Raw genomic sequence first — 11,160 nt, forward strand, 5'->3', positions numbered from 1 at the left:
GGTCGCAATCGGCCACGGCCCCGATCTCACGGCGGCACCCATACCCTGGGCGTCAGCGCACGCCGAGCTTCTTCCACACCACGAGGATCGCCGCCACGCTCAGCGCTCCGGCGAGCAGCACCCAGTAAGCCGGGGCTTTTGCGTCACCGGTGACGCCGATGAGCCAGGCCGCCACCAGCGGGGTCAGTCCTCCGAAGATGGCAACGCCGACGTTGTAGCCCAGTGACAACCCGGTCCCTCGCACCTCAGTCGGGAAGATATCGCCCATGACGCTGGCCAGCGGCCCGTAATAGGCGGCTTTCAGGATCGAGAAGATGACGACCACGACGATGAGCACCGTCAGCGCATTGGCCGCGACTACCCAGGTGAAGAGGACCCAAGTGAGCACCATGACCGCGAGCGCCGCCGGAATCATGAAGGTCAACCGACCGACCTTGTCGCAGAAGTAGCCGGCGACCGGTGTGCAGAGGAACAGCACGAGTCCGGACACGAGGGTCGCCCAGAATCCTGCGGAGCTGTTCATACCGAGGTTGTCGACAGCGTAAGTCGGCACATACGTGATGAAGTAGTTGAGGCAGGTCGAGACAGCGATCGCACCGATCGCCAACAGCACCGCGAGTTTGTGATGTCGCAGCACCCCTCCGATTGCTGCTGCTTCCTTGGGCTTCTCAGCTTGGGCAGCGGCAAACTCGGGAGATTCGGGGACATGCCGACGTATGTAGAGTCCGACCGGGCCGACGAGGAGTCCGACGATGAATGGCAGACGGAAGCCCCAGGTCTCGAGTTGTTCCTGCGTCAGCGTCGTCGTTACGGCCACACCGATGACGGAGGCGAGAATTGTCGACATCGCCTGCGAGGTGAACTGCCAGCTTGCAGCGAACCCTCGGCGATCGGGCAGGTGTTCGACCATGAGCGAGGTTGCCGAACCGAATTCGCCTCCGGCGGCAAACCCCTGAATGAGTCGCGCAAGCAGTATGAGCAGCGGCGCAGCCAGTCCGATGACATGAGCCGGTGGCATGAGCACGATCATCAGTGTGCCTGCGAACATCAGCCAGATCGTCAGCGTCAGTGCCGGTTTGCGTCCCTTCCGGTCAGCAAAGCTGCCGAGCACGATTGCTCCGACCGGGCGGATGAAGAAGGACAGAGCGAAAGTGCCCAAGGCCAGCATCACTGAGACCGCATGACTCTCGGAGGGGAAGAACGCCACGGAGATGTAGACGGAGAAGTACGCATAGACCGAGATGTCGTACCACTCGAGGGCGTTTCCGATCGAGGCCGCGGTGATGACCTTCCACGATTTCACCGGTTTGTTCTCAGCGGTAGTCTGCGCTGACAGCTGTTCTGTCATGACTGGGCTCCTTTGCCTGCAGTGTGGTGGGACGGCTTGGTTTTTTGCGACATGGGGTCTCCGACAGCTGGCGGGATCATTTCGAGGAGAACCAATCGCCCGGACGCATGCGCATGTCCCAGAACATTCCCGTCATGATCTCCGCACCCTGCTCGAGGATCGATACCAGCGCATGCTCATTCGGTGCGTGCTGGTTGCATCCCGGGTAGGAATGCGGCACCCAGACGGTCGGCAGTCCGAGCACTTCGGCGAAGACATCATTCGGAATGGTTCCCCCGAGGTTCGGCTCGACGGCGACGTCGAGTCCGGTCGTTTCGCGGATCGAGTCCACCGCTGCCGTGACGACTCGTGCTTCCGGGTCCAGACGTGTGGCCGGCATGCAGTGTTCGAGCTCGACCGCGACCCCATGGATCCCTTGTTCTTCGAGGAAGATCCGGACCCGGTTCTCGAAATCGCTGACATCCGTGCCCACGACGTATCGCAGCTGCATGCTCGCCGAGGCGGCGCCGGGAATCGCGTTGACGACCTGAGTCGGGTCGCCCGCATCGAGGGCGAGGACCTCGAGCACATTGAACGCGAAGACCCGTTCAGCAGGGCTCAGGCCGGGCTCACCCCAGTCCGGATCGGTCTCCGGTGCACCTTCCTCGGCGATGTCAGGCAGCTTCGCCACTGCATCGAGCACCGAGGCGGGAGGATCGTCAGGGCGCAGTGCAGGGATCCGAATGACGCCGTTGGCATCCACCAGGGCGTTGATCGCGGCGGCGATGACCGTGGCCGGGTTCCGCAGCCGACCGCCCCAGTTGCCCGAGTGGTGGTCGCCGTCGCGCTCGTGGGCGATGAGCCGGAAATTCAGTGCCCCACGGGAGCCGAGGAACAGCGTGGGGACCTCGGCGGCGATCCGTGGACCGTCGGAGGCGAGGAAGAGCTCGGCCGAGAGGTCATCGGCATGTGCGGCCGCAAACGAGCGCAAGCCCTTGGACCCCGCCTCTTCAGCGGTCTCGATGAGGATCGTGATGTTGTAGCCGAGCCTGGCTTCGCCGGTTCCGTGCTCTGCACGGAGGCCGTCGAGCACGGTCTTCAATGCCACCGTGTTCACGCTGTGCTGGCCTTTGTTGTCGGCAGTGCCGCGGCCATACAGGCGGTCACCGTCACGAGTGAGCACCCAGGGGTCGAGGCCCTCGGCCCACTGCGAATCGTGGGCGAACTGCACATCGGCATGGCCGTAGAGCAGCACCGTGGGCAGCTTCGGGTCCTCGACGCGCTTGGTGATGAGAAGCGGGTGTTCGTCCGATTCCGGATTGTCGTGGATGGTCGAAACGAAATCGAGTTCGTCGAGTTCTGGAACCAGCTCTTCGCTGAGGTAGGCCAGCGCTGCCGGCCCGCCTCCGGGCGCTTGGCTTTCGGTGCGCCGGGCGACTCTGCGGGAGAGTCGATCGATGAAGTCTGCGCTGCGGACGAATTCGCCCGCACACCGGGCAAGGTCAGTTCGGGTTTCGGGGGAATCTTCCGCACCCTTGCGGACAGTGTTCTCTGCGTTCATGACTGTCAGCATCGCCCAGCAGACGGCTCGACAACACCCGGATCCGTCCACACCCAGGTGCGTTTCCCGCACCGAGGTGGTGCGTTTGCTGCACCACCGACGTACTCTGGAGTCGCACCCGGCCGAAGGACGACCACGATGACCGATCTCCGCAGTCTCAAGACCCTGCTAGCCGTCGTCGAATACGGGTCGATCCATCTCGCCGCGAGGTCGATCTTCATCTCGCACTCGACAGCGAGCCGTCAGATCAGGAGCCTGGAAGAGCATTACGGCACACAGCTCTTCGAACGGACGAGTGCCGGAGTCAATCCCACAGCACAGTGCCTGGCCGTCGCGGATTTTGCCCGCCGAACCATCGCCGAGTCGGAACTGCTCGCCGACTCGTTCGGGGAGTACTCGGGCGCGGTCGAAACAGTCTCGATCGTGACGAGCACCGGGTTGGGGCAGACCGTGGTGGCCGATGCCATCAACCGACTGATGCGGATGACTGACAGAGTTCAGGTCAGCATCATCGACCGCGGTTCGGTCGAAGCTCTGCAGGTACTGCGGAACCGTCGGGCCGACCTGTGCGTGAATTTCTCGGTCTCCAGCCACGAGTTCGGAACCTTACCGGGGGTCCGCAAAGTCGCCGAAGTGGAAGCGACGAACTTTGCGATTCTCGACGGACACCATCCGCTGGCTGACCGGTCCAGTCTTTTCATCAGCGATATGACGGACTTTCCTGTCGGAACACTTCCCGCCGGGAACACTGCTCGGATGCGCATCGAGCAGGCAGTCCGGGCCCAGGGGCAGGTCTTCTCCCCGTCACTTGAGGCCACATGTCCAGTTCTCATGCTGCGCTCTCTCGTGGGAACGTCGATGATCGCGATGATGGCCGGTCGAACCATTCCGACGAACCTCAATGCAGTTGGCTGCAAAGCGATTCCGATCGTCGATCCGGATATCGAATCGCGCTACATTCAGGTCCTCGAAGCCGATCCGCGCCGCGAATCCCACGGTCTCGACCTCGTGGTGGAGGCTCTGCAGAACAGTTTGTGAGATGTTCCGGGTTCTTCACATTCTTCTTCTCTTAGAACCGTTCATCCCCTCACTCGGAGGGGAATTCCGGAAGCAGGCGTGGGCCCGAACCGCTCGAGCCGAGCGCGTCATCGGGGTTGAGCACTCGGCAGCTGCGCAGTGAGACGCAGCCGCAGCCGATGCATTCGACGAGTTCGCTCTCCATCCGCTCGATCTCCTTGCGACGGGCTTCCAACTTGCCCCTCCAGCGCTCGCTGATTCGTCGCCAGTCAGTCTTTCCCGGCATCCGGTCCGCAGGGAGGTCCTCGAAAACCTCGGCCACCTCCGCCAGGGGAATGCCCATCCTCTTCGCCACTTGGATCACCGAAACCCGGCGGAGAACATGACGGGCGTATCGGCGCTGGCCTCCGGCAGTACGGACCGAGGCGATCAGGCCCTGCCGTTCGTAGAAATGCAACGCAGAGACGGCGACTCCCGTCCGTGCGGCCACATCGCCCACGGACAGGATGTCGGTCGGCGACGGCTTTTTGTCGCTCATGGAGACCCTCTTTCCCTCGCTCGACACTGACCCATTGACCTCAACTTAAGTTGAGATTTTAGCGTAGTCGATATGAGAGACGAACACGAGAGCGCGATTCCAGAACATCCCTCCGAAGGCGCAACCGCAGATGCCGCCGCAGCACAGTTGACGGGCGGCTGGCGGGAACTCTTCAGTGCCGAGCATGCAAGCGCTTCCCTCGTCCTCGCCGGCGGCATCGCCGTGTTCGCGATGAACACCTTCGTCACGGCAGCCCTTCTGCCGTCGACGATCGCCGACATCGGCGGGCAGCAGTACTTCGCATGGGTGACCACGGCATTCCTCGTCGCCTCTGTGCTCGCCTCAATGCTCGTCGCCAGAGTGCTCGGTTCGATGGGCGCTGCGTGGTCGTACCTGCTCGCGTTCGGCCTCTTCGCTGTCGGCTCGCTCGGCGCCGCGCTCGCTCCTACCATGGAGCTGCTGGTGATCGCGCGGGTCGTTCAGGGACTCGGCGGAGGTCTGCTCGCCGGGCTCAGCTACTCGGTGATCCGCGATGCCCTGCCGAAGCGCCTTTGGACTCGCGCGACAGGACTGGTCTCGGCGATGTGGGGGCTCGGCACACTTATCGGCCCAGCCGTCGGCGGAGCATTCGCCCAGGTCGGGTACTGGCGCGGGGCCTTCGGTCTGCTGACGCTGATATCGGTTGTGCTCGGCCTTATGGCGCTGCGCAGCCTTCCCCGCGAGGCTTCCGGTCAACGGGACTTCGGCCGCCTTCCGATCCCCTCGCTGTCGCTGCTCGTCCTTGCCTCCGCTGCCTTCAGCATTGCCGCGGTGGTTCACACGGGCTTGCCCACGACGATCGCTCTTGTTGCAGGAGCGGCACTCATCATCACCTTCATCGCCGTCGATCGGACTTCCGCTTCTCCAGTCCTCCCGCACATCACCTACCAGCGCGGCAATCCGCTCAAGTGGATCTATCTCGTCATCGGGATCCTCAGCTCCGCGGCGATGGTGGAGATCTTTCTGCCGAAGTTCGGTCAAGATCTCGTCGGCATGCCGCCACTGTTGGCGGCTGTGTTCGGCGTTAGCATCTCGGTCGGCTGGAGCTTCGTCCAGCTGTTCAGCGCGAGTATCGATGATTCTCGCATCGGCCGGAGGCTCATGACCCTCGGCCCCATCCTTGTGACCGCGGGGCTGGTCATCTACGCCGCGACTCAATTCGTCGACGCGGAGTGGATCGCTTGGGTCTGGGCCGTAAGTCTGGTGCTCGCCGGCTCCGGAATCGGCCTCGCCTTTCCGCACCTCAACGTCGCGGCGATGAGCAGCAGCGATGACCCCGTCGAAGGATCCAAGGCGGCCGCCGGGCTCGGCACCGCCGAGCTCATCAGCAACACGATCGCCTCAGCACTTGTCGGAGTGTTCGTCGCCGTCGGCGGTCCGGGCGCGACCGGTGCGATGACGATGGGTGCCGGCATCGCCGTCCTCGGCGGCATCGGCATCATCGGTACCGTGATGATCATGCGCGGCACCGAGGCGGCCGCCGCCGTTCCGTCAGATGTCTGAGCTCATGTTCCACCACTTGGATCTTCGGCGACACCGGCCCTGGCGCCTGACCATAATCGAGACATGAGCAATGGAGCCGAGACGACAGCACTGCAACAGCCGACTTTCCCGCTGAAGGCACCCGGAACAGCGGTGGTCCACGCGGGTCCACGGCAGAACCCCCGCATCGTCTCCGTCCGGTCCCGCTGCACCGAGCATGTCCTCGAACTGCAGGAGGGCGCGGACCTGTTCAGCGCACTCGAAACATCCCTGACCGACTTCGTCGTTCCCGGCATCATGGCCGAGTTCGTCTCCGGACAGTTCGGCCATATCGACTATGTCCATCCGGCCTACGGCCCCGACGCCGAGCACCCGATGTCGTTCACCGAGGCATTCGCCGTCGACAGCCCCACGAAGCTTCGCCACGCATCTGCGACGATCGGCTTCCGTGAGGGCACACCGTTCTGCCACGTCCACGCCTCATGGACCGGTGCGGACGGCCAAACCAAAGGCGGACACCTGTTGTCGGGCACTCTGGCGGGGCCGGCAGGACTGACGATCCGACTCTTCACCCTTCACGATGCGAAGCTGATCAGTGAGGTCGACCCCGAGACCGGGTTCTCAGCTTTCGCCCCGACGCCCACCGACCGGGCAGTGAGGAAGTCAGAACCGCCCGAGTCTTCGGGCTCCCCCGATGCCGTCGTCACCCGCGTACGTCCCGGTGAGATCCTCGACGAGGCGGTCCTCGCCGTCTGCCGCACCGCTGGCTTCGACTCCGCCGAGGTGGTCGCGAGTCTCGGCAGTACGACCGGAGCCGTGTTCACCGATGGCACCGCCCCGTGGCCGGCCGTCGAGTTCACCCATCTGAGCGGCGCCGTGATCGGAGCGCGAAACTCAACTCCACTGATCACCCTCTCCGGCGAAGTCGTCGACGTCGCCGGAGAGGTCAGCTCCGGCACCCTCAAGCCTCAAGCCAACCCCGTGGCCGTGACCTTCGAACTCTTCGTCCGCCGCACAGCCTGACCGGACACGTCGCCCAGCCAGACAGGTCCGCAGAGACAACGATCCCCGCACCATCCTGAGGATGATGCGGGGATCGTCCGCTCGAGCTCAGAACACTCAAACGCTCACGACATCACGGCCCCGCCATCAACCCGCAGGATCTGTCCGGTCGTGAACGCGGCACCGTCGGTAGCGAGGTAGGCGACCGCCTCGGCGATCTCATCGGGCTGGCCCATGCGGTCAAGCGCCTGCCCCGAGGTGTCGTAATCCTGACCGGCGGTGAGCGCGGACTCGACCGGGCCCGGGGCCACCGAATTGCAGCGGATTCCCTGGCGTCCGTATTCCTTGGCCACCCATTTCGTCAGGGCGATGATCCCGCCCTTGCTCGCCGCATATGCCGGACCCGACCGGGCCCCGGCCTCCCCGTCGGAGACCGCTCCGCCGTTGATGCCGGAGATCGACGAGATGTTGATGATCGACCCCGTTCCAGCCTCGATCATGTGCGGGTGGACGGCGGCCTTGATGAAGTTGAACGTCCCGCCGAGGTTGGTCTCGATGTCGCGCTGCCACTGTTCGGCGGTGATCTCGTCGATGCCGATGCGTGCGGCCGTGCCCGCATTGTTCACGAGGATGTCGAGTCCCCCGAACGTCTCGACGAACGATCCGACCGCAGCGATCACCTCGGCGACATCCCGGACATCGAGGGAGAACGCGGCGAACCGCTGGTCCGGGTACTCCGAAGCCAACGACGCGGCGGCCTCCTCGGCGCCCTTGAGATCGACGATCCCGACCGAGGCACCCCGCCTGGCGAGTGCAGTGGCGATCGCCAGGCCGATGCCCTGCGCGGCACCGGTGACCAGGGCCGTCTTGTTCGTGAGCAGATACGGTTCCATGATTCTCCTTCGACAGAGTTGAGTAAGGCGTGAATTCCCCGGCCCGACCGTCCGGCCGGGACCTGCCCGGGCCGACGCCGGAACGGCGCCCACAAGTGCTCGCAGGCGCCGACGCCGACAGCCCCGACTATCCGACCCCGAGCAGGTCCGGCAGCCAGTTCGAGATCGCCGGGATGTAGGTGATGAGCAGCAGGGCGATGATCGCGCAGATGAGGAACGGCATGATCCCGCGCACGACCTCCTCGAGCTTGACCTTTCCGATGCCCGCACCCACATAGAGGTTGAGCCCGACCGGCGGCGTGAACAGGCCGATCGCCAGGTTGACGGTCATGAACACACCGATCGTCGTCATGTCCACACCCACGCCGATGAGGATCGGCACGAGGATCGGGATGAACAGGTAGAACGCGCTGATCGCGTCGACGAAGGCGCCGACGATGAGCAGGATGATCGTGATCGCCGCGAGGATGAGGTACTTGTTGTCCGTCACGCCGAGCACTGCCGCCGAGATCCGGTCGGCCACACCCTCGACGGTGATGACGTAGGAGAAGAGGCTGGCCACGCCGACGATGAACATGATGACCGCGGTCGAGACCCCGGACTCGAGGAACACCTTCGGCATGTCCTTCCAACTCAGCTCCCGGTAGACGAACACCCCGACGATGAGCGCGTACACGGATGCGACGGCTCCCGCCTCGGTGGGGGTGAAGATTCCGCCGTAGATCCCGCCGAGGATGATCACCGGAATGAGCAGGCCCGGGATCGCCTTGACCAGTGCGGCCATGATCTCGCCGAACCCGCCCTCGGGGTTGACCGTGACCGTCGGATCCGCCGATCCGACCGACCCGGACCCGACCGACCTCGAAGTCCCGGAAACCCCGGAACTCGCCGAGGCGGCCTTCCCGTTCGCCGTCAGCAGCTGGGTCTTGCTCCCTGCCGCGCTGTCACCCGAACCGCCGTTCCCGGCGGAGTCAGCACCGGCGGAACCGGACGCCGACGTTCCGATCGACGTCGACCCCGTGACCGCCTCGGCGTCGGGCTTCGTTCTCACCGGCAGACCGGCGAGCTCACGCACCCTAGGGACGAACAGGGCTGCGATGAAGAACGCAACGGCCATGATGATGCCGGGCACGATGCCGGCGATGAACAGTCGGGAGATCGAGATCTTGCCGAACTCGGCGGCGACGACGGCGAAGATGATGAACGCGATCGACGGCGGCACGACGATGCCCATCGAACCGGACGCGGCGACGAGGGAGACCGCGTGCTTCTTCTGGTACCCGTTGCGGACGAGTGCGGGGATGAGGATCGCACCGATCGCGGCCACGGTGGCCGGTCCCGATCCGGAGATCGCGGAGAAGAAGAACGCGGAGATGATCGTCACCGCGGCCAGGCCGTGGCGCAGGCGCCCGAAGATGAGGAACGCGAGGTCGACGAGTCGCTGCGAGATGCCCGTGTACTGCATGACGATGCCGGCGAGGATGAAGAACGGGATCGCCAGCAGCGTGCCCGAACTCATCGACGGGAACATCACCGAGGGCACGACGTCGAGGACCTGCACACCGTCGGTGGTCATCAGGGTGACGACGGCGGAGAGGCCGAGGGCGAAGGCGACGGGGATCCCGAGGCCGAGGAAGAGGAAGAAGCTGCCGAAGAGCAGAAGCGCGATCATTTCCGGCCTCCTTCGGAGTCGGTTGAGAATTCGGACGAGTCGATGGTCGGGGCGGCTTCGCTGGCGAGCCGCTCGACGACCGCCTCGGCGGAGGTGTCCTCATGCAGTGCCGTCCGCAGAGCCTGGAGGCTGCGGAAGATTCCGAGCAGACCGGCCAAGGGAATCGACAGAGTGAACAGCCATTGCGGGATCCCCAGCGACGGCGTCGCCCGTCCGCGCAGCCCCTGCGCGATCGTCATCTCGCCGCCCCAGATGAGGAGGACGGCGAGGAAGACGACGATGAGGGTGGTGCCGATGATGAGCAGTGCCCGACGGACACTTCCCTTCGCGTTCTCCACCAGGTAGGTGAACCCGAGATGCGCGCCGAGGCGGATCCCGACGACGGCTCCCATCATCGTGAGCACGACGAGGAGGTTGATGGTGATCTCCTCGGAGAAGGCAAGTGAGGCCTTGAAGATGTAGCGGGAGAGGACGTTGACGAAGGTGACGAGGACGATCACCATGAACGAGGCGATGACGACCCAGTCCTCGAAGAATCTGATGACTCTCATCTCACAGTCCTTTCGGGATGAACGCCTGGGACATGTCTGGCCCCCAGACCTTGCGGTATTCGCTGTAGATCGGACCCAGCTTGGCGCGGAAGGCGTCCTTCTCTTCGTCGCTGAGTTCGTTGATCTCCATGCCGGAGTCGGCGAGTTCGGCGATGAGCTTCTCCTCGCCGTCCCGGTTCTTCTTGATCTGGAAGTCGTTGGCCTCGCCGGCCAGGCGGCTCACGAGCTTCTGGTCCTCCGGAGTCAGTGAGTCATAGAGGTCCTTGTTGATGCCGAGGACGAGCGGGTCGTAGGAGTAGTTCCACAGCGTCAGGTACGGCTGGACCTCCTGCAGATTCGCCGAATAGATGACGTCGATCGGGTTCTCCTGCCCGTCGATTGCACCTTGCTGCAGGGCGGTGAAGACCTCGCCGAAGGGCATCGTCGTCGGGTTCGCGCCGAGTCCGCGGTAGAGGTCGGTGTACATGCCGAAGCCGGGGATGCGGAACTTCATGCCCTTCATGTCTTCGGGCGTGTGGATGGGCCGATGCGTGTTCGTCAGCTGCCGCATTCCGGATTCGCCGAAGCCGAGCAGGTGCACTCCGCGTTCGGCGAGGTAGTCGCCGTAGACGTCCCCGCCTTTTCCGGCGAGCGCCTTCTGACCGTCCTCGACGGAGTCGAAGACGAAGGGGGCGGTGACGGCACCGAAGCGCGGGTCGACGCCGGCGTAGATGATCGGCGAGTTGTAGGAGAAGTCCTTCGCCCCGTCCATGAGCTGTTCGACTCCGGCCGTGGCCTCACCGGCCGACAGCCGTTCGTTGGCGAAGACCTTCATGGTGATCCGTCCGTCGGTCTCCTCGTCGAGGTCCTTCGCGAATTTCTCCGCCGCGAGGTACCACGTCGAGGTCGATCCGGTCGTCACCGTCATCTTCCACCGGTAGCGCTGCTTTCCGTCGTCGGTGGTGCCGAAGTTCGTTCCGCACCCTGCCAGCAGCAGGGCGCACACCATCAGTACGGCGGACCAGACGAGCATGGTCCTCGTCGTCCGTATTCTCGGCACCATTGCCTCCTTGATTTCCGTTATGTCACTGTCGTTGAG

10 protein-coding genes are annotated in these 11,160 nt (G+C 64.2%); 3 read left to right on the forward strand and 7 right to left on the reverse strand.

Annotation, left to right across the window (positions count from 1 at the left end; translation table 11 throughout):
- Nucleotides 1-52 precede the first annotated feature (52 nt).
- On the reverse strand, nucleotides 53-1,348 hold the full coding sequence (locus HK108_RS07870) for an MFS transporter (protein WP_181271083.1): 1,296 nt from the start codon (nucleotides 1,346-1,348) through the stop codon (nucleotides 53-55).
- A 76-nt stretch (nucleotides 1,349-1,424) separates the two neighbouring features.
- Nucleotides 1,425-2,888: a M20/M25/M40 family metallo-hydrolase gene (locus HK108_RS07875; RefSeq protein WP_181271084.1), complete on the reverse strand. Its 1,464-nt coding sequence runs from the start codon at nucleotides 2,886-2,888 to the stop codon at nucleotides 1,425-1,427.
- A 138-nt stretch (nucleotides 2,889-3,026) separates the two neighbouring features.
- On the opposite strand from HK108_RS07875, the gene HK108_RS07880 reads away from it, so the two are divergent.
- Complete coding sequence (locus tag HK108_RS07880; RefSeq protein WP_139906565.1) at nucleotides 3,027-3,926, forward strand: LysR family transcriptional regulator; 900 nt, start codon at nucleotides 3,027-3,029, stop codon at nucleotides 3,924-3,926.
- 49 nt (nucleotides 3,927-3,975) lie between these two features.
- Here HK108_RS07880 and soxR read toward each other — a convergent pair whose 3' ends face one another.
- On the reverse strand, nucleotides 3,976-4,443 hold the full coding sequence (soxR, locus tag HK108_RS07885; RefSeq protein ID WP_181271085.1) for a redox-sensitive transcriptional activator SoxR: 468 nt from the start codon (nucleotides 4,441-4,443) through the stop codon (nucleotides 3,976-3,978).
- A gap of 72 nt (nucleotides 4,444-4,515) precedes the next feature.
- On the opposite strand from soxR, the gene HK108_RS07890 reads away from it, so the two are divergent.
- Together HK108_RS07890 and HK108_RS07895 are read left to right on the forward strand one after the other, a co-directional pair.
- Entirely contained in the window at nucleotides 4,516-5,985 is a 1,470-nt protein-coding gene (locus tag HK108_RS07890) for an MFS transporter (RefSeq protein WP_181271086.1), read from the forward strand.
- A gap of 63 nt (nucleotides 5,986-6,048) precedes the next feature.
- Nucleotides 6,049-6,987 carry a PCC domain-containing protein gene (locus HK108_RS07895; protein WP_181271087.1) on the forward strand — a complete coding sequence of 313 codons (939 nt, stop codon included), beginning with the start codon at nucleotides 6,049-6,051 and terminating at the stop codon, nucleotides 6,985-6,987.
- A 104-nt stretch (nucleotides 6,988-7,091) separates the two neighbouring features.
- Here the strand turns inward: HK108_RS07895 and HK108_RS07900 are convergent, their stop codons facing one another.
- The 4 genes from HK108_RS07900 to HK108_RS07915 form a co-directional block, all read right to left on the reverse strand.
- Nucleotides 7,092-7,859 (reverse strand): SDR family NAD(P)-dependent oxidoreductase, encoded by a 768-nt coding sequence (locus HK108_RS07900; protein ID WP_181271088.1) that lies wholly within the window; start codon nucleotides 7,857-7,859, stop codon nucleotides 7,092-7,094.
- A 127-nt stretch (nucleotides 7,860-7,986) separates the two neighbouring features.
- A complete protein-coding gene (locus HK108_RS07905) occupies nucleotides 7,987-9,531 on the reverse strand; it encodes a TRAP transporter large permease (RefSeq protein WP_181271089.1) in 1,545 nt (514 codons plus the stop codon).
- Nucleotides 9,528-10,082: a TRAP transporter small permease gene (locus HK108_RS07910; RefSeq protein WP_181271090.1), complete on the reverse strand. Its 555-nt coding sequence runs from the start codon at nucleotides 10,080-10,082 to the stop codon at nucleotides 9,528-9,530. The genes HK108_RS07905 and HK108_RS07910 overlap by 4 nt, the downstream gene beginning before the upstream one ends.
- A gap of 1 nt (nucleotide 10,083) precedes the next feature.
- The gene (locus HK108_RS07915; protein ID WP_258233287.1) at nucleotides 10,084-11,124 is read right to left on the reverse strand and encodes a DctP family TRAP transporter solute-binding subunit; all 1,041 of its coding nucleotides are present in this window, start codon (nucleotides 11,122-11,124) and stop codon (nucleotides 10,084-10,086) included.
- Nucleotides 11,125-11,160 lie beyond the last annotated feature (36 nt).

Source organism: Brevibacterium sediminis (genome assembly GCF_013623905.1).
Classification (GTDB): Bacteria; Actinomycetota; Actinomycetes; order Actinomycetales; family Brevibacteriaceae; genus Brevibacterium; species Brevibacterium sediminis.